The 23,799-nt window shown below is 47.4% G+C and carries 21 protein-coding genes; 9 read left to right on the plus strand and 12 right to left on the minus strand.

The window, feature by feature from the left end; genetic code table 11:
• Window positions 1-6: 6 nt before the first annotated feature.
• Window positions 7-387 carry a hypothetical protein gene (locus tag QWI17_RS07340; protein WP_302721868.1) on the minus strand — a complete coding sequence of 127 codons (381 nt, stop codon included), beginning with the start codon at window positions 385-387 and terminating at the stop codon, window positions 7-9.
• A 115-nt stretch (window positions 388-502) separates the two neighbouring features.
• On the opposite strand from QWI17_RS07340, the gene QWI17_RS07345 reads away from it, so the two are divergent.
• The 3 genes from QWI17_RS07345 (at window position 503) to QWI17_RS07355 (ending at window position 2,821) form a co-directional block, all read left to right on the plus strand.
• Window positions 503-835, plus strand: coding sequence for a hypothetical protein (locus QWI17_RS07345; protein ID WP_302721869.1), 333 nt, complete (start codon window positions 503-505; stop codon window positions 833-835).
• A gap of 1,349 nt (window positions 836-2,184) precedes the next feature.
• Window positions 2,185-2,499, plus strand: a complete 315-nt coding sequence (locus tag QWI17_RS07350) for a hypothetical protein (protein ID WP_302721870.1) — start codon at window positions 2,185-2,187, stop codon at window positions 2,497-2,499.
• Between the two features lie 82 nt (window positions 2,500-2,581).
• A complete protein-coding gene (locus tag QWI17_RS07355; RefSeq protein ID WP_302721871.1) occupies window positions 2,582-2,821 on the plus strand; it encodes a hypothetical protein in 240 nt (79 codons plus the stop codon).
• Window positions 2,822-3,216: 395 nt separating this feature from the next.
• On the opposite strand, the gene QWI17_RS07360 is transcribed toward QWI17_RS07355, so the two are convergent.
• The gene (locus QWI17_RS07360) at window positions 3,217-3,651 is read right to left on the minus strand and encodes a helix-turn-helix domain-containing protein (protein WP_302721872.1); all 435 of its coding nucleotides are present in this window, start codon (window positions 3,649-3,651) and stop codon (window positions 3,217-3,219) included.
• Window positions 3,652-3,755: 104 nt separating this feature from the next.
• Between QWI17_RS07360 and QWI17_RS07365 the strand changes: the two genes are divergently transcribed.
• From QWI17_RS07365 to QWI17_RS07380, 4 genes are read left to right on the plus strand one after another with little or no spacing between them, the layout of a single operon-like run.
• Window positions 3,756-4,805 carry a phage/plasmid replication protein, II/X family gene (locus QWI17_RS07365; RefSeq protein ID WP_302721873.1) on the plus strand — a complete coding sequence of 350 codons (1,050 nt, stop codon included), beginning with the start codon at window positions 3,756-3,758 and terminating at the stop codon, window positions 4,803-4,805.
• Between the two features lie 2 nt (window positions 4,806-4,807).
• The gene (locus QWI17_RS07370; RefSeq protein WP_302721874.1) at window positions 4,808-5,173 is read left to right on the plus strand and encodes a hypothetical protein; all 366 of its coding nucleotides are present in this window, start codon (window positions 4,808-4,810) and stop codon (window positions 5,171-5,173) included.
• A 9-nt stretch (window positions 5,174-5,182) separates the two neighbouring features.
• Window positions 5,183-5,419 carry a hypothetical protein gene (locus tag QWI17_RS07375; RefSeq protein WP_302721875.1) on the plus strand — a complete coding sequence of 79 codons (237 nt, stop codon included), beginning with the start codon at window positions 5,183-5,185 and terminating at the stop codon, window positions 5,417-5,419.
• 30 nt (window positions 5,420-5,449) lie between these two features.
• Window positions 5,450-5,743, plus strand: coding sequence for a hypothetical protein (locus tag QWI17_RS07380; RefSeq protein ID WP_302721876.1), 294 nt, complete (start codon window positions 5,450-5,452; stop codon window positions 5,741-5,743).
• Between the two features lie 419 nt (window positions 5,744-6,162).
• Here QWI17_RS07380 and QWI17_RS07385 read toward each other — a convergent pair whose 3' ends face one another.
• From QWI17_RS07385 to QWI17_RS07415, 7 genes are all read right to left on the minus strand, one after another.
• Entirely contained in the window at window positions 6,163-7,500 is a 1,338-nt protein-coding gene (locus QWI17_RS07385) for a glycosyltransferase (protein WP_302721877.1), read from the minus strand.
• A 343-nt stretch (window positions 7,501-7,843) separates the two neighbouring features.
• Window positions 7,844-8,236, minus strand: a complete 393-nt coding sequence (locus QWI17_RS07390; RefSeq protein WP_302721878.1) for a hypothetical protein — start codon at window positions 8,234-8,236, stop codon at window positions 7,844-7,846.
• Window positions 8,237-8,387: 151 nt separating this feature from the next.
• A complete protein-coding gene (locus tag QWI17_RS07395; protein WP_302721879.1) occupies window positions 8,388-8,786 on the minus strand; it encodes a DUF6463 family protein in 399 nt (132 codons plus the stop codon).
• A gap of 1 nt (window position 8,787) precedes the next feature.
• Window positions 8,788-9,336, minus strand: coding sequence for a TetR/AcrR family transcriptional regulator (locus tag QWI17_RS07400; RefSeq protein WP_302721880.1), 549 nt, complete (start codon window positions 9,334-9,336; stop codon window positions 8,788-8,790).
• Entirely contained in the window at window positions 9,333-9,845 is a 513-nt protein-coding gene (locus QWI17_RS07405) for a DUF2867 domain-containing protein (protein ID WP_302721881.1), read from the minus strand. Before QWI17_RS07405 ends, QWI17_RS07400 begins: the two co-directional genes overlap by 4 nt.
• Window positions 9,846-10,603: 758 nt before the next feature.
• Complete coding sequence (locus QWI17_RS07410; RefSeq protein WP_302721882.1) at window positions 10,604-12,535, minus strand: disaggregatase related repeat-containing protein; 1,932 nt, start codon at window positions 12,533-12,535, stop codon at window positions 10,604-10,606.
• Between the two features lie 592 nt (window positions 12,536-13,127).
• A complete protein-coding gene (locus QWI17_RS07415) occupies window positions 13,128-15,110 on the minus strand; it encodes a tetratricopeptide repeat protein (RefSeq protein WP_302721883.1) in 1,983 nt (660 codons plus the stop codon).
• A 434-nt stretch (window positions 15,111-15,544) separates the two neighbouring features.
• Here QWI17_RS07415 and purE point away from each other — a divergent pair, with 434 nt between their 5' ends.
• Both purE and QWI17_RS07425 read left to right on the plus strand, forming a co-directional pair.
• The gene (gene purE / locus QWI17_RS07420) at window positions 15,545-16,027 is read left to right on the plus strand and encodes a 5-(carboxyamino)imidazole ribonucleotide mutase (RefSeq protein ID WP_302721884.1); all 483 of its coding nucleotides are present in this window, start codon (window positions 15,545-15,547) and stop codon (window positions 16,025-16,027) included.
• Window positions 16,027-17,148, plus strand: coding sequence for a 5-(carboxyamino)imidazole ribonucleotide synthase (locus tag QWI17_RS07425; protein WP_302721885.1), 1,122 nt, complete (start codon window positions 16,027-16,029; stop codon window positions 17,146-17,148). The genes purE and QWI17_RS07425 overlap by 1 nt, the downstream gene beginning before the upstream one ends.
• A gap of 203 nt (window positions 17,149-17,351) precedes the next feature.
• Here the strand turns inward: QWI17_RS07425 and QWI17_RS07430 are convergent, their stop codons facing one another.
• From QWI17_RS07430 to QWI17_RS07440, 3 genes are read right to left on the minus strand one after another with little or no spacing between them, the layout of a single operon-like run.
• The gene (locus tag QWI17_RS07430; protein WP_302721886.1) at window positions 17,352-18,917 is read right to left on the minus strand and encodes a tryptophan halogenase family protein; all 1,566 of its coding nucleotides are present in this window, start codon (window positions 18,915-18,917) and stop codon (window positions 17,352-17,354) included.
• The gene (locus QWI17_RS07435) at window positions 18,917-20,470 is read right to left on the minus strand and encodes a tryptophan halogenase family protein (RefSeq protein WP_302721887.1); all 1,554 of its coding nucleotides are present in this window, start codon (window positions 20,468-20,470) and stop codon (window positions 18,917-18,919) included. Before QWI17_RS07435 ends, QWI17_RS07430 begins: the two co-directional genes overlap by 1 nt.
• Window positions 20,471-20,521: 51 nt before the next feature.
• A complete protein-coding gene (locus tag QWI17_RS07440; RefSeq protein ID WP_302721888.1) occupies window positions 20,522-23,548 on the minus strand; it encodes a TonB-dependent receptor in 3,027 nt (1,008 codons plus the stop codon).
• Window positions 23,549-23,799: the final 251 nt, after the last annotated feature.

Consider the following 23,799-nt stretch of genomic DNA (forward strand, 5'->3'; position numbering starts at 1 on the left):
TGAAAACTATGTGCTTTCGGTAGCTTTATGAATGACGCCGCGATACTTTCCAGAACAAAAGTAGCCGGCCCAAATATCGGCGTTGAAGCCAGATTGTATCCAATGGGCCCATCGCCCTAGGGCCACCGGTTGGCGAAGTGTTGAACCAGGCCTTTGCATAGCGGCGATTGAGGTGTCAGGCAGGACAATACCGTCGTAGACCTTTGGACCCTCGATCTCAAAGACCTCAATGTGATCCCCAGCCTCCAAAAGAACGAGGCCTTCATATCCAGATTTACCGTCCTGCATCAGCGCCCACATTGCGCCTTCAGCTCCGGTTTCGAAGTATTCAATAAGCAAACCGTGAGAGGAGTGGATGTGTTCATAAGTACGCCAAGTAACTAACAAGATGTATCTCAGTATTACCCGATAGGCCTTGAAACTCAAAGGAAGACGATTTGTTGATTACACCCTTTATCTAACTGCAAGGCCGTGTAACATTGTTCCTATTAAGAGATTAGCTATGGATACGGCGACATTGTCTCAGCGAGCCGTATTCGTTCCTTTTAAAGTAATGCAAGAGTGCTATCCTGAGAAGTTAGCACGAGCCCAACAAATGCCTGTTCAAAGGCGTATTAAGATAGCGAACGGAGTTTATAAAATGGCCTCTATGAAGTTCGACAATATTTTTGATGCTGTTACCGACAATCAGGAGGAGTCGAACAAGCTACAAACTTGTGCCGATCTGATGCTTGTCATTAGGGATATTGCCAACTATAAGGAATGGAATCACGCAGAGATGGCTAAAAATCCTGATTTCGCCCGCAAGCATCACCCTCGTGTAGACAATCCATAAAAAGAACGTATTGTGTTCGACTTTCCATCTGGATCCCACGATATCTGAACTACTTGTTCACTCGGCTGGCCCAATTTCAGCTTTTTGGTAGTTTCGCCGCCCTCAATTCGGTTGAAGCGCCTCGAGAACACCAAGGGGCTTAACCCTAGACGATAGCCACCATTCTTACCCGCATTACTCAAAGTTTGTGCACAAAACAGAAGACTTAAACGAGTCGTCCAGCCAATTCTCTCAAAAAAAATCAATGGCCTAAGAGCATTTGTCGTTTTTCAAGGGATATATGGGGGAATAGCCATAGTTGCAATCGCGTGCATCTATTCAAATTTCACATTCAAATACTTTATAAAAATCAATGACCTATGAGGAGTTTGTTGTTTTTAGGGCAAATATGGGCAAATAGCCGTTCTAGTAAAACCCAGCTTCTAGAAACTCAAAGAGAACTGAATAATGATGGAGCCGGCATGTGGATTTTAGAGGAGGCGCTGTAGTCTTGCAGGCGCCAGAGCAGATGCCCATGCATGCAGCATGCCCAGACTGATCAGGATCATACGGACAAGCCTGTTTAGTGTGGGCTAAAGGGCTGTCCGACAAATTTATTACTTTAGTTGCAAGATATCGACATATTTCTCGCTTTAGTTGTAAATTGCAGACTTTGGTTGCAAATATTTCCACTTTTGGTTGTTCGATCAACTATCCCATGATGAATATTGCGACAATACCGAACACTAATGCGCATAATTGAGGCTTATGTTTAGGCTGGGGCCGCGATGGAAAATGGCCTTGTGCCCTCCAGAGCGGCACCAGTCGCGATTTGCAGCCGTGCATACTGGCGAAGCCTTGCACGGTGAAAAATTGAACATAGGCCACATTATGCGAGGCTTGACGGCTTCGCAGTCATAGCCGGCAGTCTGGGTAGCTACCTCACCACTGATTAACCTGTTTTACGATCTTTCCGCACTCACAGGCCTGATTCAGCAATGCCCACAGGCACCCCGTTAGCACGTCAGGGGCGCTCTTAGCCCCTTACGGGCTGTATCGGGGTCTAGCCCCTGAATAGGGGCGTAGATTGCGTACACGCCAGACTATCAGCTAATGACAGCTGGGTAGCGCCATGTGCGACGCAGGAGCACAGGCGCATCCAGCCGGAATTCTAACGGTCACTAGTAACACCGTTACAAAGTCCCATGGGTGGTACTCGCCAAACTTACGCGATTCTAAAGTCTTGATTTCTAAAGACATTATTTTTTGCTTGTTTTCTTCACATTCCTGATTAATACTTACTGTGTAAGTATTAAATACTTACATATAATTTACTCTGTACTTTAAATGTATATTAATAGGTGCTTTTCATGGGTCCGGGTGCGCTTAAGGAAACTGTTAAATGGCAGAAGGCAAAGATCGACGAACTGGAGGCTGAGATTGAGTCTCTAAAGTCTCCCTCACAACCACCTGCCGATGTTACCTTTATCGAATCTCTTCGCTCGCCGAATGTAAGTAATTCTACGCCTGAGGATTTTTTGGCTGACAATACTACGTTCAATTTTCGTCTTAATGAGGCGTTAAAAAGCGAGTTTTCAGAGCTTTGTCGAAGGGAACATTTAAGTGCTGGTTCTGCACTCAAGCGTTACATGACCGAGTGTGTTCGCTTCGGCATGATTAAGTGATTTATTGTTTTTAAAAGCCGCCGGGGCAGGGTGTCGTTACCACCCTCCCGGCTAATCACAACTGACTGATAAGGAGTCAATTATGACTATTCTTAATTCTACCGACATTCAAGCTAAATTCCTTTCTTTGTTGTCTCAACATTATGAATTTTATTGCTTAGATCCAATTAACCCCATGATGTCTAACCTGGGGAATAAGTATGTGGTTTCTGTTGTTTTTGATCTCGATGGCTTTCCTCAATTAGGCCTTTCTGACACTTTAGAAACAGATGCCATAGATTATTATCATTTCAATAAGCTGCTCATGCTTCCCGTTCACTGATTTTTTTGCCGCTTGCCATGTTCCCATCGCGCAGCAATGCAAGCGCAGGGAGCATGGCTGTCGGCGCCCAATCTTTTCGCGTTACGTTACCAGCAATTCCTTCCGATTACTTAAGGCCCCTGACTGCGCATAATTGGTTGGCTTATGTGCAAAGCTGGCCCGCCTGCACTTATGACAGGCGGACTTTAGTATGGTATCCCATACTTGGCTCGGCGGCTGGCGGGGTGGTACCGGTACTTAGTATCACCGGTACTTAGTCCCCCGTGGGGGAATTTAGGGGAAATCAACGGTACCTAGTAACACCGTTACAAAGTCCCATAGGTGGGACAGAATCACCAAATCCGTGTCACCTATGACACACGGACTTTAATCCGGTTTCCCGGACTAATTCCACTCTATTGCTGTTCTGAGCTAAGCTCTTCAGTTTTCCCTGTTAGTCTGTTTAACCCCAAAAATGACTTGCTGGCCTCTCCAATCAAGTCTTGCATGCTGATGGCTATGCAGTACCTGTCGATGACCTTCAGCAGAACCTGCTTGTCGACGTCCGGAAGCTGTTGAGCCCTTTCTAGGGCCATCTCCATTAGCCCGTCCAAATTTGTCTTCTTAACATCATTGAGAAGGGCGTTTGGGCTACAGCCAAATGCCTCCATAAGCTTGTAAAGAGTATCCAGCTTCGGATCTGCCTCATTCCTTTCCAGCTTCGATATTTGTCCTACTCGAATACCCGCCTTGTCCGCCAGATCGCCCTGCGTCCACCCCGCATCCCTTCTCAAGCGCTTAATATTTTCGCCTAGAGCCACATTAAACCCCTCATATTCATGTTGCAGCATGAATAATAACCCCTTATAGTTCGTCATATGATTGAAAATCATTCTACAGGATTAGTTGAATACATCCTCTAGAGATATTGACAGGGTTTTAGGGGTTGGCCATTTTGTCGGCATTTGATATCAAAAAGGAGTATTTGCACGCCGGCATGATCGACTGGCTTACGCTTCGTCTCGATCTCTCCCACCTCCCTGAACCTATTGCCCGCAAGCTTCAAGCAGCGAACTCTAAGATCTTCAAAGTAAACGCAGTTACTGGTGATATCGATTGGGAGACATACGCTTGGGAATCAGTTAAATCTGACACACACCAAATATGCTTTAGGGTAGGGGGCGGCCTTCAAATACAAGGAAGTCCAGCACGGTTAGGCCTCCCCAATAATGCCTTTGGCTCACTCGATATACAGTACTGCGCCACCAAGATGATAGATTTTGCCAAGCTTCATTTTGATCTTGAGTCGCTACCTCCCTTGAAGCTCTGGACATGCTCGAGAATCGACGTCACCAGAAACTATTTAATGCAGTCAGGCTCTGAGGCCAAGCAGGCACTTGCTTACTTAAAGCAAGCTCCAGAAGGTCGACAAAAACATAGCTTTGAATCTCAAGGGCTTTATATTGGAAAAGGCTCAAGCTTGCACAAAGGGAAAATATACTTAAAAGGCCAAGACGCCAAACGATGCAAAAAAAGTGGTAGAGCAGAATATACTGAAGACCAAATTAAAAAATCTGAAAGATTATTGAGAGCTGAATACACATTAAATAGACACATTCTTAATAGATTTAAAAAGTCGGGCATTCTCTGGCATCAACTAAACCCTCAAATACTTCTAGAGATGCATGAAAACTACTTTAAGGAATACTTTAGTGTTATAGAGGTTACCGATATGGGCGATATACTCGAAAAACTGTTAAAGACGGCACCAACCGAAGGGCGAGCAAAATCCGCATACGATTGTTACGTAAGAATACGCATGATCGGCTATGAGCAAGCCAAAGAGTCTTATAGTAAAACCTGTTGGTATAGGCACTTATCATTCTTAAAAAATGCTGGCCTCACTAGGTCAGATCTTCAGGCAATCAACGTTATTCCTTTAAGAAAACGCTCTATAGAAGTGTCTTACCCAGTTCGCTACTGGGATGACATATCCGCAGCTTAGTCGTGGTTACCAAGTACGTAAGAAGGCATTTATACAAGCTCGATGATATTTATGAGCACCACAGGAAGGATAAGAAAAACCACTTTGCGCCTATGTTTTTTGCTGTTGTCAATGATTACATGGAATACTGGCGAGAGCTTGAAGATCAAGGTTTTTATGGTTTAGCGAATCACGAAAAAGACGAGCTTTATTTTTACTTTAACGAAAAGCTTCTTGATATCGCTCGCGCACATTTAGATCTTTACTGGCTAATCTTTGACTATGATGAGCAGCCAATTTATCGAGACGGTAGGGAGCCTGAGCCATTCTGGAGGACAGGGAAGGTTCAAACCAAACGACGAATAAAAAAACGCGCACTCATGGATTAAGGGGTTAATATGGAAACCAAGCTTCAAGAACTCTACAGCCTGTTTTTAGAATATCAAGAGCTGGCCGACCTCATCCCAATGGACTATCCGGGCAGCCGTATGCTTCCTAGACTTAATAAAGATCTTGCTCGTCTATCAATCGAATTGCTTACGATCAATGAGTCACAGCCTCAGTTCGAGGGCGGCAGTCAGCGCCGCACCGCGGTCGCGACGACGCCCCGAATCGAGGCTGTGAATAAGCCATAACGTAACGCAAAAACACATAAGGCCACAGCAATGATCGACAACAAAGATACACAGACCAAAGACGCCTTTGCTGCTTCTCGTCGCGGCCGCCCAGCATTGGGCAAAGCTAAATCTTCTGCCGAGCGAAAACGCCATCAAAGGGCCAAAGCAAAACACGCTGTTCGTGCGTCGATCTTTGGCCCTGCATCGATCGCCACGATCTCATTGACGTCTTTGCATCACGAGCTGGCATCTGCCGTTCGTTATGGTGATGTTGATGTGGTCCGTTCAATCTCTCAGGAGCTTGAACGGCGAACCATTATTAATCGTGACAGTCACGATTAATATGCTGGCACGAACCAAAGCCGCCAAGGCGGCTAACAGGCGGCACGGATTAGCCTGGCAGAGCGCTGATCTCTGACCGCCGATACCTCGACCACATAGCCAGCTTAGAGCTATCTAGCCCAAGACCTCGATTAATCAGGCGTATAGTCGTCAATCCGCGTCTACAGCGCCAACCGTCAAAACAAGCCAGCTCGCGGCCTAGACAACCAAATACAGCCTTATGGCGATCACGTGCGGTGGCATGCTGGATTATGGGCGTCTGCCGATGGATTACGTCAGGAGGCCGCGCTGCGCAGCTATGCAAGCGGAAGCGGCCCGACTGACGGCATCCGAGCTAAACCTACATATGCGCATAATGTATATTATGTTAAATGGAAGCTTGGTTTAAAACGGGCATTTCTCCCTATTAAAACAAGGCATTAGTCGTTAGCAACTTCAAGCTGTGTGCTAGCAGGCCCTGAATTTCTGCTGCCTGCGCCCACTAACTCTTCAACCAAATCCACAGCATACTCAACTCCACCTTCGGCCAATATAAGTCGCGATATTTTCTCGGCATTGATTTTGTATGCTCTATTCTCTATTAAATCACTCAGGGCTATTCCAAAATTTTTTCTTTGTATTTTGGTCTGTTTTAACGGAGGTGGGCCAAGTTTCATGCGATGTACCAATTTACCCCAAAAGGGTTGGTCACCAAATATAGGACAGATTAGCGTTGGTTTACCCGCCCTTAGGCCTGCCGCCAAAGTACCTGCGCCACCATGATGTACAATGGCCCGTACCTTCGGGAATATCCAGTCGTGCGGTAGAGACTCCACAGTATAGATGTTCGAAGATTGATCAGTACATTGTAAACCTCCCCAGCCAGTCGCCAACACAGCTCGTATATTTAGCTGCCCCAATACGTCGACGATAATGCTAGTAAGTTCACTGGCTTCTGCCAAAGCCATACTGCCAAAACCAATATATACTGGAGGGTTTTCATGCTCTAAGAACTTTACTAGGCTAGCAGGAGGTGTCCAAGAGTTCTTTTGATCCAAAAACCAGAAGCCGGTTGTGATAACCGATGAGGCATAATCTGTCGGTTGAGGGCATAGTTCACCACTATAAGCGTTTAATACAGCTAACGTTCTTTTGCTTTTTTTACTGGATAGATCCAGCCCAGTATACGCAGGCTTCATATCATTCTGCGCCCTCCAGTCTTTAATGTGCTTCCCCCCAAATAGACCACCTAGCAACTCGACCAGCTGGTAGGTAAGCAAGTTGTACCGCGTACCCATAAACTGCATAGGGGGAAACCCCAAGGCTGGAAACTCGTTTGTTGGGATATGCTGAGGAAAGAGAGGAGCCGCAATAGAGGGTATGTCCAATTTTTCGGTAAAGTGGCAAGCGAAGTACGCCTTGGGTGAATAGATGATGGTGTCAAACTGTGAAGACTTAGCGGCCTCCCAACTATCTCGCACAATGTCTTGTTGTATCGGCCCTATTCTTCTAGCGACATTGAACGCAACCTTCAAGAACCCCCAGATATTGGACAGGTTTTCAAGAGAGCGACGCCCTGTCGCAGAGTTGATGAGCCCTGTCATTTGATCATTCATATACCGGTATTGAACACCATTACTCTCAATAAGTACCTTGAATGTCTCGCCCGTACATATTGTTGCCGCATGACCTTTCTTGATGAACCCCCGGGCCAAGGCAACATAAGGAGCTACATCCCCTAGTGAACCATAAGTAATAATCAATATATTCAATGCCATTAATAGCCACCTGCAACCAGGACTCCAACATTTACATGGCTGGCTTTCACTTTGACATTACTCAATCTTTGATCAAGAGACCTTAATCAAACTAAATGAATGCGAGGCATGCATACCAAGGGCGACGCGCTACAAAAAATACGCCAAAAAAGGCGACACTGCGCTACAACTTATCAAGCCTATCCTAAAAAATTCCACTGTTTAAACACTAATATGAATTCAATATTTAGCCGAAAATGGTCCTGAATGCGCAGATACTTTTGAATTAAAACGTTCTAGCATCCAGAACTACTGAACTCATGAAAACAAGTATAAAAATATCTCTTTATCTCTGCCCCCTAACCTATCGCCCTACTTCGACCAACCTACTCCTCCACCAGATGTAAAAATATGAAAAACTTACAGCTAATTCGACAAATACAGAAAGCATCACACCAACACCCACGAAGCCTCGCCAGTACGCTAAAATACCCGTTATGGCCAAGCCAAACATAGCAACGGACATACCTAAGCAAAAAGACTGCCGCAAATCTGAGGGCGGGGCGTCTTGACCGCCCCAAGAAATAATAGATAGACCCAAGAACAATAAAGCGGTCCTTCTCAGCACAAAAATGGCCGATTCGTTTTCTTGCAACTGAAATAAAGAAAATATTGAAGACGAGAAAAACAAAAGAGTGACAAACAGTGTCGCAGATAAAAATGCAGTAAATCTGCAAATATATTTGTAGTTAATCATAGCCCACATTTTCATAAACTGAGAGATCGAATTGGCATATTTCTGTTTGTTACATATACGCTTGGTTCGTTTAGTTGCCCACAAATTTGAATTTATACGTCGTAAATTTACAAATAGTCATTCAGTAGTGACTATTCCTACCCCTCCCCAGCTAGGCTGTCGCTTTTTTACTATTACTCTGTGCTTTTCGGGTGCCATAAATCAGCATTGCCCCCTGAAAAATCAATAGATATGCGCCAGATATTGGCATAATAATCACGGTCAAAAAACCCATAAAAAAGAGCCCCCAACCCAGAGACTCCGGGGGAATAAACCCTTGATTAGCTGATTTCTGCAACATCCATCCAATTAACATCCATAAAAATCCCACATTTAGAAACCAGACAATCGCTTCGCGATCAAACTGAATTCTAGAATCTATAATGGTCGTTGCAAACCAAAATTCTTCATGCATTTCGAGCAATACAGACCAGCCCAAAATTATTCCTGCAAAACTATGGATAAGTCCGGTAAACACAAGGAAATAGCCAGAAAAAACAATAATTTTCATACTAGCGCTCCAAGAATATTTTGGTTCCAAGTGAAGAAATTCGTAACACAGTCTCTATAGAAGGCTTTGGTCGAATCTGTTGCATACCGAGAAAATTGGCATAGCCCATAATGGCTAAATCTTTTGCCATCTCCTTTCGAACCCCCATATCAACATAACAATCGAACAAAAACCTTTGTCTTTCAGTGTCAATCTTTTCTAAGTAGGTCTCAATAATAGGCTCCGTGAATGCCCATGCCCGGATGCAGGTCTCGGCACCGAAGGAGCTCTTTGTGATAACGCTATCCAATTTCTCTAACCGCTCAATAGGAGTGTCTTCGGTATTAGCCTGATCAATGAAATCTAGTGTCATTTTTTTGTACCAATATGACATTAACTCATCAATGAAAGCAGATCTATTTTTAAAGTGATGGTAGAACGACCCTTTACTCACGCCTTTAAGTTCACACAGAGTATCAATTTTTATCTTTTCTGGCCCCTTTTCGACTAGTATTTCCAACGAAAAATTTAGCCAGTCTTCTTTGGCCCTCGTTACTTCTTCAACGTTCATATACGCTTACCCTTTACAGCGCTACTAATGACAGCTCGCGCCACCACGTAGTGAAACGGGCGTATAGCTGCAACGTACAACTTTCCAAAAAGTGTTTTTTGATTGACGAGTGTAGAGATCACTACGAGTTGCTGACGTTTAGCAACCGATAGGTAAAACGTCATATGTTTATCTTCGGCGAATGAAATAATTTCATCACAGTATTTTTCTTTTACCACTAAGAAGCCAGCACTGTCTCCAACTGCTAGCTCACTGTTCTTCGGCGCCATTCCCTCACCTTGTAATTCAACCCCCAGCAGCTGCACAATTCTATTTCTCAACCACATGAGTTTAGTCACCCACTGAGGCATGTACGCGAAAATTGCGTGCTGTAACTCTGCGGGCGTCATATCTGGGAGGCTAATTTTTGCACTTAAAGCGTCACGAAAATGCGTGCCCTGGACGTAAGTGGATAGACGATCAACCTTGTTGTCTATGGGATAGATAGAAATGTGCCTGAAAAACGCCACGACAGAACTCCCTAAATGATTAGTAATATTGCCCAGTAGGTTACATGCTCATCCAGCACAATATGGCAATTAATGACAATCCCAGCCAACCAGGATGCCTCCCTTTAGTGGCTACAAATACCAGAAAACCCGACATCAACGTAGAACACGCAATCGTATTCACTATAAATGGGGCTGGATGTGACAGTCCCGCCAAATGTAACAGCACAGCGCCGTTGGCAAGACCCAATACAGTCGCTAAATGCCAAGTGGCCCAAACAATCCGAATGTTCCTGACCGTCAATGGTTTAGCCGACAAGCTCGGTAAAACTGAACGAAACCGAAGCTGTTTGAAGATGAGCTGCTCTCCAAGTATGGAATGAACCAGACCCACAAGTACGGATAACACAGCCGCTGCTGTTAAGTAAATGGACATCTTTGCCCTTACGATTCAGTTAAGATGAAACCATACTATACCGTATGGTATGGTTCAGCAAGATTATTTTTGTCTAGAATCTGGCTATCGCTCTAATAACCAACCGCCGTGGATTATTGGGTGGATTACAGTGTTTACTGAGCGCCTACCAAATGTCCAAGTAGGCGATTCGCGGCTCACCCTAAGGTCAAACTAGAATATTATTAAACAACGGTATAGAACCTATGGCACAGCAATTAAGACGAGTGCGCCATAAATTACATCTGCCCCACGTGCCCGCCTTTAGCCGTTGTTGCTGTGTGCTGGCCATAACGACACTGCCGTTAAGTGGAAAGTTCATTAATCATTCTATCCTCATAGGGCCGATATATTCTTTGGCGATGACAATGTTATCCATCGCGATGTGTTGGTCGTAGGGAGTATTTTTAACACCGCCGTAATAGAAGCCGAAGTCCGCAACATCGATGTTAATGTAATCCATGTCAGTGAAGCGTATGTCTGTTCGTTCAAAAACTAAACGTCCATCTACCCAGCCTCGGATGACACCATCGTGAGAGCCGGACTCGTTGTGAATATTGGCACCATCACGGGTATTCATGCGTATTTGTTGTTCAAGGCTGTACCATCGCCCCTTTTTGAGGACGCCGTTCGGCGTTAGGGTCCAATCGATCGTGGTTCCATTACCGCTTGTCTGGTCTGCCCAATATAGATAGGTACCCATGGTGGTGTAGCCAGCCAGAGGGTTGTCTATAGACGGGACTATTTCATTATAGCCTCCTCGCGCAGACCAACCGTTGGTGCCATCGGTCCTACGCCCTCCCCAGCCGCCTTCGTAAGGGGTTCGAGAGTAGGTACCGGAAATGCCACCGGGGCGTTTTCCGCCCTGATCCATGAGGTTTTCGCCCCAGGTCTCGCCAAAATAAAGGTACACACGTACGAACAGCTCTTCGACATCCGCGGTGTCAGCAAAGTCTGACACCGGCTTTTTAATGCCATGGCCCCAGTTTCCTGTCCCTTGATAAATAGGGCCTGGCTCGTACTTTAGCCGCATACATAGAGCGTTACCGTCCAGGGTTTGAAATCCGGGAATGGCCGGCGCAGGCTCTGACCAACTACCGTCGGCTTGCAAACCAGAGGGGTAGTTTTCCTCGCAACTCCAGTAGTTTTCTGCGTATAGTAAATCTATGCTCCCGTTGAGCATGTCTTGGCCGCCGTCTTGAGCAGCATCACTATTAAAGTTATACGCTAAGTAGACGTTTTCGTCGTCAGTGATTCCAACATCATTGGGATAATTGTTGGCGATTCCCATTATCGGTGCCGATGTATCCCAATCGTCTGTTACCGTGGCAAATAGGCCGTGGACGGTGTTCGTATTCGTATACTGTGCGATAGACGTCAACTTTAGCTGGGCCGAGGTAATGATCTGTCCGGCAACCGGGCTTATGTCGAACCAAACCAATAGGTTTCTTAAGTTATCAACCTGAAGCTCATCGCGTTGCCCATTTGTCTCTGTTTTTGATTGATGGTATAGATAGGTATCGCCAAGCGCTTGCAGAACATGCGCCCCCTCTTCCTGGGTTTCAATGTGTAACTCTGGGCGGTGAGATAGCTCAGCCGCTTCCTTGCTTGCATAGTCGATAGGCCCTGCTGAACCGTCAATGTGACGAACGTGAAAGCCTCGATTACTCACTTCTCCTGCGTGCCAGGCCTGCACTAATTCCGTCGTATCCCAAAAGATATGTTGTACGGTATTCATATCGATTATGGTTTCACTGGACCAGGCGGTATCGCCTTGTAGGACACCATCCCTATCAACGTAGTCACCGCCCACATTTTTCCATTTCAGCCGGGCGCCACGATTGTAAGACTCCCAAGCGGCCCCGTCGTTATAAGCCGGACCATCACCACCTTCAGCGGGCATCAGCAAACGATCGTCAAATTCTTGGTTAACAATTGTTACTCTGAAAGTAGCTCCTTGCTTTACCGTAAAGCCGTTTTTTAATACCACTTCACTACCAGCGGTTGCTGTGGTCTCGCCGGAGCTTATAACAGCGCCATCATAAGTCACGCTCTCGCAGGCCTCATGGTTATTAGTGCCGCTGAACATTGACGAAAGCGTCAGTTGACCCGAAGAGAATTCACAGGTGTTACCTAACATACCCATTCCGGCAATATCATGCAGTCGCTCATTGCCAGCCAAGATTTGCTTGGCTCCAAAAACAAGCAGGCCAATTGATATAACAAAAGTTATAAACAGCTTGTTGAGTTGCCTCATCGGTAAATCCCTGTCTCTAGTCAGAACTCATTGTCAATGAGCACTGTATTATTATTCGAACTCGACGATCTCAAATGCAGTCAAACATAAATTTCATAAAATGTCATTTACACCGATTCGATCTATAAACAGGAATAACAGTCGTGATCTATTTAAACTGAATTGCCACATTTATATGACAAGCTTGAACAAGCATAAGCAGAACTATAGGAGAAGCGCATCTAAAAGCGGCCATTTTTATTGCCGTTGCTTGCGGGCGTGGCCTGAAGCGCACATCTGCTGCGCCTTGCCTCTAGCAAAGGGAACCACCCTGTCCGTCGAGACAAGACACAACATCTGCACGCTTCAGGCTACGCTGAGCATGCATGGGGTTTTTCAACAGCTGCTAGGCAGTGATGGACACTTTTATACAGTATGGACGCCATAGGTTACTGGATTTTCGTTAGCTCATACTCTGTACAAATGGCCAACTCTGCGAATCAAAATACCACCATACAAACCATGCTGATTTAGGCCAGCAATGATCCTCGGTGTTTAGCTGGCCGATTAAGGGGCTCAATATTTGGAGAAAACTTAAGACATAAATGCAGCCTTAATCTTCGCCAGATTCTCGCATAAAATTGAGCGATACAAATGGCTCTGGGTTAGCACTGAAGCGCCTGGCACGCTGCAGCCAGCGGTTGTAGGACTGAGGTTGTTGCAAAGTTTTGAGTTCGACCAAAAGTTCTCGATAAAAATCTGAGCTATCTGGCTGAATTACCAGTGCCCGGGTGAAGTGCTCAACGGCAAGTTGATGCTGCTGATTTGAACGCGCAATCAAACCCAAATACTTATGCGCACCGGCCAGTATGGGCTGCAACTCAAGCGCCCTTTTCAAATGTTTAGCGGCCTGCTCCGGCTTATTTGCGCGAAACAGCGCCAAGCCCAGATTAAAATGGGCAGAGTCTGTTTCTTCCTGTTCCACCCGCTGTTTAAGCAACGCAATCGCCGGTTCAATTTTTCCCTGCCCTATCAATGCTACAGCATGCTGCTGTAAAACCAGCGGGTCATTGTGCCCCTGGCTACGCACGAACTCGGCGGTTTTTTCCGCCTCCTTAAACTGCTGGTTTTTTAGTTGGCCCTCGAGTAATACCAAATACGGTGTCAGTGTTTCTGGCTGTTGTTGGATTAGTTCATTCTTCATCGCATTTACCGCGTCTGGATACGCTAGGGCTCGCACCACGCTGGCGACTCGATAAAGCGACAACTCCGCTCCTTGGGGCGGATGTCCAAAAGGCAGCGCTTGTACATCCACAATATTGGGTTCGTGCGGCAATACTGGTGCTACCAGTGCCTTGTGGTCGAAAGGCCCTCGGGCAATACGATGATCCGTCATCGTAACCTCGATGACATCCTGTGTGCGGCGGGTTGGCATATGGCAGCTTACGCAGGCGTCAGTCGTTTTTTTCACGCCATGAATTAAGGTCAGCTGATCCTGTGCGTGGCAATCAGTACATACTTCACCAACCTGTTTACGAAACGACGCGGAATCCGGCTTCACGTGCGGGTCGTGGCAGGATATGCAACCGAGAGCACCCGCAGATTTCTGATAACACTTGCTGCCCCACAATCGATAGCCATGGTGATTAATTTCAAAACGCTGCTCAGCGGGTCTATTGGGCTCGGTGATATCCATATGCACCAAATACTCAGACAGGTCTTGACCTGGCCGAAAGGCATAATCCGGCTGCCCGAAGCGTCGCATTCCGATGATAGAAACCGAGGGCAACATATGACATTGAAAACACACTGAATCCCGCCGCAGTGGTGGTAACTTGGCCGGATTGGTAATAGCGGCGCGAATCACCGACAATTCGCCGCCATTTAAGGCCGTTTGAATATGTGAGGCTCCGGGCCCGTGGCAACGCTGACAGCCAGTGCCCTGCGGCAATTGTTCTGGAAAACGATGTGGCCTCGCGGCATGATCACTCCCGGCCTGTACCTCGGGAAAGGCGTTGTGGCAAAACATGCATTGGCGCTTGACCTGGCGTTGCACCCCTGGGTGGTGATCGGACTCAAAACCCGGCGACATACCCCAGGTGTCGGTTTCGGAATACCAGCCCAGCGGCAACTGATACAACTGCCCCCAGTCAGTCTGATACAAATACGAGCGCGCCCGGTTCCCCGAGCCCAGTATCCAATCTATATCCACCGAGAACTGGTTAAATCGGGTGCCATCCGCATCCTGTTGCCAGCGATTAAAGACCAGTCCGATCGAGGTTTTGTCTATCTGGTAATAGCGTTGTGATGGCGCGTGATAGTAGATCTCCCCAAACCTTTCCATTGGCTTAGCTTCTGCAGGGCGCTTGAAGGATTGAGCCATTCCTACGTGCTGATAGCTTTCAAACTTATCGACATGACAAGTGCCACAGCCGGCATCATCTACATACCCTGATGCCGCTCCTGTCGTGACTTGCAGATTTAGCTTGGCAAGCCCATCTTCGCCGAGCGCATTCAGTGAGAAGAGCATTCCAAGACTTAAGCCAAACAAAATCCAGATTAACCACCCTACCGTTAATCCAGATCCTGTGCCCACATAGTAACTCTGCAGCGCTCGCCGCCAATTTGATTGAAACATAAGGTGCATAGTTATAATTGTGAATCCTTTTTGAACTGAAACTTGGGTCACACCGAAAAGCAATATAACCCTAGGTCGTCGGCTATTTGTTTCATTTTATGACCACTCAAAATCTAGAAAGCGAGCACTGCCTGACCGCCGGACAATTTAGTCAAATTATCACCAAACATCAGATTTACAATACGCAATGGAGCCTCTAGGCATTGGCTGGAGGCCAAAACTGCTATTGTAAGCGATCATACGCCCCCCTTAATCTTGTCGCGAGCCCATTAAGAGCGATACTTCGGCTTACTTAGGCTACTTATCGCCTAAAAATTAGGATTAATTCGCCATATTCCGGTAAAATGCGCGGTTTTCTTATTTAGAACGCTTCCGCCGCTTTGAGGTAATTTATGCAAGATCCCGTTGTCAGCATCATTATGGGCTCCCGATCCGACTGGCCTACCATGCGCTTGGCTGCCGATATATTGGATGAGTTGGGTGTGGCCTATGAAACTCAGGTGGTGTCCGCACATCGTACCCCCCAGCGCCTGTGTGAATTTGCGGAACAGGCGCCAGAGCGCGGTATTCGTGTAATCATCGCCGGTGCGGGCGGCGCAGCTCATTTGCCCGGTATGGCTGCCGCCATGACTCATATTCCGGTAGTAGCCGTCCCGGTCTCCAGCCGTCAGCTCAAAGGCCTCGATAGCCTTTTATCCATTGTACAAATGCCAAAGGGCGTAGCCGTTGCCACCCAGGCAATTGGCGAAGCAGGCGCAGCCAATGCCGGCGTGATGGCAGCTCAAATACTGGCCGTTAGCGATGCTGAGTTGAGTCAGCGCTTTATTGAATGGCGTAAGCGTCAAACCGATTCGGTGCCGGTGGAGGTCGAATAATGCACGTTGCCATTCTTGGCTGTGGCCAGCTTGCCAGAATGATGGCACTGGCCGGCATCCCTATGGGTATGACATTTACGTTTTTGTCCGAAAACGGTGAAGATACTGCGCCGGTTGACGGTCTGGGGGCAGTGGTTGCGGCCGATGCCTGCTTAACTGCGGAAGAGCTCTTTGCTGCGGCCGGAAAGCCTGATGTGGTAACCGTAGAGCGTGAGCAGTGTGCTTTGCAGCCTTTGCAGAAATTGGCAGAGCACTGCCCTGTACACCCCAATACCGACGCTATTTACCAGTGCCAAAATCGTCAGCGTGAAAAGCAACTGTTGATTAATTGCAACGTATCCCACACTCCGTTTGTGAGTGTTGCTAGCGCCTCAGATTTAGAGGTTGCTGTCGAGAAGTTGGGCTTTCCCATGGTGGTTAAGCACACCGAACAAGGTTATGACGGCAAAGCACAATGGCGCCTGTACAATACCGGCGATGTTGAAAATTTTGTGACAAACGCCCAATTTAAGCTGCAGTCAGATGAGGCCGCCCCCTACGTAGCCGAACCTTTTATGAATTTTGATCGCGAAGTGTCGTTCGTCGCGGTGCGTTCACGCAGCGGTGAGGTGCGCGTTTATCCAGCCGCTGAAAACGTTCATGACAATAGTGTGTTGTTGCATTCGCTGGCTCCCGCCCCTGGGTTGCCTCAAGCGCTTGTTGATCAGGGTCAAGCGAGCATACGGCGTATCATGGAACACCTGGATTACGTGGGCGTAATGGCTATGGAGTGTTTTGTGACTTCTGATGGACTGTGGGTAAACGAGTTGGCACCACGAGTTCATAATAGTGGCCATTGGACCATGCACTGTGGTGTCGCCAGTCAGTTCCAAAATCATATGCGAGCTATTGCTGGCTGGCCTCTGGGTTCAACAGAGTTATCCGGTGCGGCGGGCATGCTGAATTTACTGGGTGTCGAGTTGAATCAAATTGAGCAACTCGATGATAACGTGGCGCTGGACTGGTACAACAAATCTGTTCGCCCGGGCCGAAAACTTGGCCATTTGGTATTGAAAGATGAGTCTTCCGCCTCTGCCCAAACAAGGCTCTTAACGCTCAAAGACAAAGTGTATCGCAAGTAATATCGTGCATTAACACGAATTCGTTTTTATTGTTTAGGCTGCCGGCTAAAATCAGGCCAGCAGCCTGTCCCTTCAGTAAATCAAACACCCGTTTTCCGGAAATTTTTTATAGACCGTCTACGACTAAACCTAATGTCGAAATACATCACTGCTGGAAATACTACGTCGCATGTATGTGCAAAAAAAATTCATTACCGGTCACATCATTGCGACCGCACCGCGCAATATCGCCTAATGTACTCACTGTGTGTTGGCAGCGCAGCGGCTGTTTTAGAGACAGAGTCTCTTAACAGTTGCATATTTTGTGCAAGAGATTCGCTGGGCACCTGTTCGACTAACTTGTCGTAGTTTTTCGGGTAAATCCCCTGCCCCAACATTACGGCCAACCAGCTGTGCGGGGTAAAGAGATCTTCAGGTGAAGGAATCAGACGGCCACTGCCTTTAAAAATTTCAATCGTGGCTTGCAGAGAGTCGGGAATAGCCATGTTCTTTACATATCGCCAAAATTCGGTGTCCTCACGCTCTGTAGCATTATAGTGCAGGACAATAAAGTCGCGTAAACGCTCGTAGTCTGCGGTCATCACTCGATTGTAATGAGCGATTTCCGCCGGGTTATAGCCCCGGCCGGGCCATAGGTTTAGCAGCCGCTGAATACCCATTTGCGCAAGGTGAATACTGGTTGACTCCAGAGGCTCAATAAAACCGCCGGCAAGTCCAATGGCAACACAGTTCTTTTCCCAAAATTTTTGTCGGTGTCCAGTTCTAAAGCGCAAAGGCTTCGGATCGCTTAGCGGAGCACCTTCGGCCCCCGCCATTAGCTTTTCATAAACGTCGTCTTCACTAGCGTGTGCACTGGAGTAAACGTATCCGTTACCCATTCGCTGCTGCAATGGGATACGCCATCGCCATCCGGCATTGTCCGCTGTTGCTCGGGTGAATGGGTCGGGAGTGCTTATTCCTTCGGTCGGTAGCGCGATCGCCCTGTCGCATGGCAGGTAATGACTCCAGTCGATATAATCACTCGCCATGGCGCCTTCAATCAGCAATGATTTAAAACCGCTACAGTCGATAAAAAAATCTCCGACTATGCGCGTTCCCTCTTCTAGCTCTACGGATGTAATTGTGCCGTTTTCAATATTTTTGTGAACACTAACAACCGTGCCTTCAACTCTTTTTACACCTCTTTTCTCGGCGTATCGGCGCAGCATTTGGCCGTACGCGATGGAATCGAAGTGATAGGCATAGCGCATCGTCGAAAGAATCGCGTCCCCTCCACCCTGCGGTTGCGCAAAGCGTCCAAGCCGAGCTGCGGCAGTACATAGGTTATACTGATTAATATCTTCGGCGGCGTCTACAGTACGACCCTCATTAGCCGCAAGCTCGCGCAGCCGAAGCCATAGCTGATGAAATGAAAACTCGGGAGTGTCCCGCCCAAAAAAACCAAACGGGTGAAAGTACGCCTGCCCCTTTTTGAGCCAATCGACAAAATCAATGCCGAGTTTGAAAGTACCCTGACACTCGCTCAACATATCGCTCTCTTTAATGCCAAGAAAATCGTTGAACTCGAACAGAGTGGGAATGGTCGCTTCGCCGACACCAATTACGCCAATATCTTCCGATTCTACAAGCGTAATACTGGTTTGCGGTGGTGCTATACGGGCAATGCCTGCCGCTGTCATCCAACCGGAGGTGCCACCCCCGACAATCACGACACTATTGACGGGGTTATCACTGCCAAAACCAGCAGAATGTTGTTTATGAACGCTCATCACTTCCCCCCTTGTGGGGGCCGAAATCCATTGGTGACTACGTCTTGAATTAGGTCACGATGTGCCGGAACGGCATTGTTGGCATTGAGGCTTTGTTGTCGAATACTTTCAAACTCTCTTTTTGCATCCTCATAAAAGCGCAGCGCACCAGCTCGGTTGGATATATCGGTTTTGAAGTCCATTCCATAAAGGATATATTGCCAACTGTTTTCATCGAAAATATCGTGACTGGCATCAATGTCTAGAAAAGAAGGTGGCCTGTACTTCCACTGTTCCAGCTTGCCCTTTAAATAATCCGATGCCGATGACGCCTCCCGATTGTCACGCCAGAATGCTGTATCAGTTCTTTGACTCAAATAGTAATGAAGTTTAATAAAGTCGATCACATGCTCAAAACGCTTGGTCATAGCGTCGTTAAACTGCCTGGCAGAGCGTTCGGTATCACCTGACCAAGGGAAAAGGTTGCAGACCATAAGTGCGGCAACTTCGGCAAAGCTAATACCCGTTGCTTCGAGGGGCTCTATAAACCCTACTGATAGGCCAATGCCAATACAGTTTTTGTGCCACTGAATTTTCCGAAAGCCGGCCTCAAAAGATAATTTCTTAGCGGAAAGTTCTTGTGCAGCAGGGCCAATGTGGCGTCGCAGCGTTGCAACCGCTTCGTCATCGCTGCAGTGACGGGAAGAGTAAACGTAGCCAAGGCCGCGGCGATTATGCAAGCCAATATCCCAGGTCCACCCTGCATTTTGTGCTGTGGCATAAGTACATGACGGTATAGGCTGATCGGCCCGATCATAGGGCACTTGCATAGCAACCGCCCGGTCGCAAAAAAGTTGGTCTTTGTAAGATGTGAACTCAGAGCCAAGCGTTTCTCCGATCAGTCGAGACCGGAAGCCGGTACAATCGATATACAAATCTGCGGTAAGTTCACCGTGGTCTCGACCGCGCACGGAGGCAATCGCTCCGGTTTCATCAAGTTTTACGTCGTCTATGGTATCTATTAGCCGTTTAACACCCATCTCCATTGCACGGCGGCGCACGACTTGGGCGAGCTTGCCTGCATCGAAGTGATAGGCATAATTTAACGGTGCGTTGTAATTAGGATGGGTTATAAGTTTGGGGGCAAGCTTGGCGTTTACAACGCTCTCTTGCACCGTGCATGCTTGGGCCCAGGGCACCTGCCCTGCCACTCCCAGCAGCCAATAGGGTAGTAAGTCCATATCCGTATGCTGCGAGCATACTTGAAACGGGTGAAAATAGGTGTCGTTTGGTACGTCAGCAGGGTTATATTTCCAGTTGTTAAACCGAATGCCTTGCTTAAAAGTAGCGTCTGCGTCGCGAATGAGCTCACTTTCATCTAAGCCAATACGACCCAAGGTTTTTCGGATAATGGGAAAGGTACCCTCACCTACGCCGAGGATACCGATCTCATCTGACTCCACTAAAGTAATGGAAACCCCGCCAGGAGTGTCAGCTGCAAGCATCCGCGCCATATAGGCCGCCGTAATCCAACCTGCAGTTCCACCCCCGACAATGAGAACACTCTTGCTCATCTTATTACCTCTTGTCTGTCTTGATGAACAAGAGCGTCTCCTATTCGTTAGTTAGAAGTCAATGCCTAAATGTAGGCTAATACGACGGTCTGTCACGAATACCGCACGATCGACATACCTGCCTTCGAGAATTTCCATTTCCGTCCGCTGGTCTTCGTCAGTGAGATTCTGGACATTTAGCTTTATATTCATACTGTCGCTAATCTGATATGAAAAGCTGGCATCGAGACGGCCAGAATCTGCGGCATAAACCGGCAAACCAATTTGGATTTGATCGCCAGTGAAAGGATCATTATAAGTTCTAGTTGTACCCGAATCGTTCGTCGTTGTCAGGTAACGATCACGCCAATTCCAGGCTAAACGAGCACTAAATTTCTCATAGTCATATAACAACGTTGTTGAGTACGCCCACTCCGAAAGGCCAATAACAGGAACGCTAAGCTTGTCACCATTGATGTCCAATGCAAATGCATCTGGCGAATCATTATCAATGAAAGTAACGTTAGCACTTACACCAAACCCGCTTAGCCAACCAGGCAAAGAGTCAAAGTAGGTGCGCCCGCCTAACTCGAAACCCTTGATGATGGTTTCCTCGTCAGCGTTGAAGTTTGTACGGCTTGAGACCGGACCATCCAGGAACTCGCTGCCGCCACCATCAACCGGGGCTGATTGTGGATAATCTTCAGGCGAGAAGTACTCGTTAGCTGGCGCTGAGAAATTATTGAATGTGATGTAATTGTCTATTGATTTATGGAACAGAGACAAATGCATCGTTGACCCACGATTTGGATACCACTCCAGAGATATGTCGTGGTTAAGCGACACTTCCGGCTCCAGGAAAGGGTTACCACTGGTGTTGGTATAGCCTGAGAATATGGCAGGAATAGAAACATCTTCCGTCGGGTTCAGTGCATCTAGCTCATCGTTAATCGGGTTTTCAGTTGTTTGAATACTCGCCGTTCCCTGCGCTCTGATATCTGGGTAGCGCGGCGCAGTGAGTGTTCTGGTTAAAGCATAACGGAAAACCCAGCCATCGGCTGGCTCAAACTTGATGTTCAATGATGGCAAGAAGTAATCTTTCTCAAAACTCCCGAGACGTTGTTTTTCATAGCCGACACTCTCCAATGTCATAGGAGGTTGCATGCCTTCGTTGTCGGTCTGCCATTGCGCCACATTGTCGATGCCGCCCATTGCTTCAACTGATGCTTCGGCTGCTGCGAGACTTTCGTAATAGCGTGAACCGCCATTGAAAGTAAAGTTCCCTTCACTGGCTATATCATAGTTCACCCAGCGCACACCAATATTACCGCTGAAATTCAACAGCGGGGAATCGCTGTCGTTCGCAAAGCCAAACATTGCGTAAGCAGACTGTGTTTTATGGTCCGTTTCATAGAATGAAGGAAGCTGATCGAAGTTTCGATTGCGGAGAGTATCTTCATTGCTATAAAGGTACGTGGTGGCGTCCGGATCGCTGCACTGATAATGAAGCTCGGGGCCACATGCCAGATAAGTGTCGTAAACACGGTCGAACTGCGCGGAATCATTGACTTGACGCGTACCAATCCAAGCGCCACCTAGGGGAGTTTCTTCGCCCTTAAAGAAGTCAGAAAACTCTTCCAGATAGAAATCACCTTCAGGCGCAGTGTTTGCATACGCTCGCGGCACGCCATTCCAGTTACGACCTGTAGCAGACCACCATGTACCGACAAAATTATCGGACTCTTCGCGGTCTGCGGCGCGCGCGCCAACAGCTAACTTTTTAAAGAAACCATCGCCAATATCAAAGTTTGCGTCCAACTGAAGCGCGTGCGATTCACCTTCATTAGACATGTCAAGCCAGTTAATACGTGAAAGACCTGCCTCACCTGGATCTGTCGAGAGCGGCGTTCCTAAACTTGCATACGGGCGGTCGCCAGACATATCCATATTTGTTTGCACAATTGAAGGAATTACAGCACTACCCAGACTGTATTTCCCTGAGCGAGATTCTGCTTTTACATACTGGTAGCTACCACTCACATCCCATGAGTCTTGCTCGAATTTGAAGCCGGTACTGTGATCTGCGGTGCTACTGAAAGAAGGTGTATAGCTTGAATTGGTACCAACAGCTAGGCCAGATTCCAAGTTGGTGCTGGAAATTGCGCCTCGTACAAAGATACCATCGTCAAATTCTGCACCGTCAAACACACCAACAGACGTGCCTGGCTCCATTGAAACAATCTGGCTTTTTCGGTTACTTTCGCGCTCAGAAATAAAGGTGGTATGGAAAAACTCAAGATTTTCGTTTGGAGCCCACTGAAGCGCACCATAGTAACCATCGCGCACTCGTTCAAACTGATCTTGCGTGTGTCGCACACCCGCCGGCGCGTATACTCGCTCACCATTGTAGTTCGTGGCATGGTATGGAGGAATAATAATATTGCTATCGTGTGATGCGATTTTTGAATAGGCTAAGTCTAGCAACACCCCGAATTCACCAATATCAGTGTCAAAACGGCTTGATATCATTCCGGAAACCGCTGGCGTTACCTCTTCAGAATAGTCGCCGTAATCGGCCGCGATTGCGATATTGGCGTTAAAGCCATCGAAATCGAACGGCATATGTGTTTCAAGGTTTACAGTGCCCGACACACCGCCTTCAATCAAATCGGCACGACTGGCTTTGAATACGGTCACCGATTTTAGCAACTCAGGTCCGACGTCGGCCCAGCTTAGACCGGAGCCACCGTTGGCGGAGAAAACTTCGCGCCCGTTAATAAGGGTTTTAGTCTTATTTAAGCCACGCACCTGTACGCCGGAACCCTCAAAAGCAAAGCCATCAGGGGAACCCTCTGAGCCCGCTCGAATGCGGTTCATTGTTACGCCAGGAGCACGTTCTAGAATTTCCAGAAGTGAAGTACTGGGTACCTTCCCTGCTTCGTCCAACACAATGGAATCGCCGATGGTATCGGAGGCGCGCTTTAAATCGATTGCGTTTTCCAACGCCTGGCGCTGGCCGGTGACAATGACCTCTTCAAGGGTTGTTGTCTCCTGCTCCTCATCGTTGACTTGTGCAAAGGTGGGTGCTGTGCAGGTCATGATTGCTGCCGCTAAAAGCGAACGACGAAAGCCAGGGAATCGGCCTTTGGGGCATATTGCGTTTACATTAGTATTTGGTCTATTCGTTTTCATTATTGTCGAAAGCTGCTTTACCAGCAGCCCCTCCTTATCGGTATTTGCCGTCAGCGTCCTTGAATGTACTGATTAAGGCACCGCCTGCGGCTAATTTATTAGATGTTTACCGCGCATGTGTGGCTTACATCATGCCACCAATATATAGTCACATAGAC

The organism is Gilvimarinus gilvus, from assembly GCF_030518155.1.
Taxonomy (GTDB): Bacteria; Pseudomonadota; Gammaproteobacteria; order Pseudomonadales; family Cellvibrionaceae; genus Gilvimarinus; species Gilvimarinus gilvus.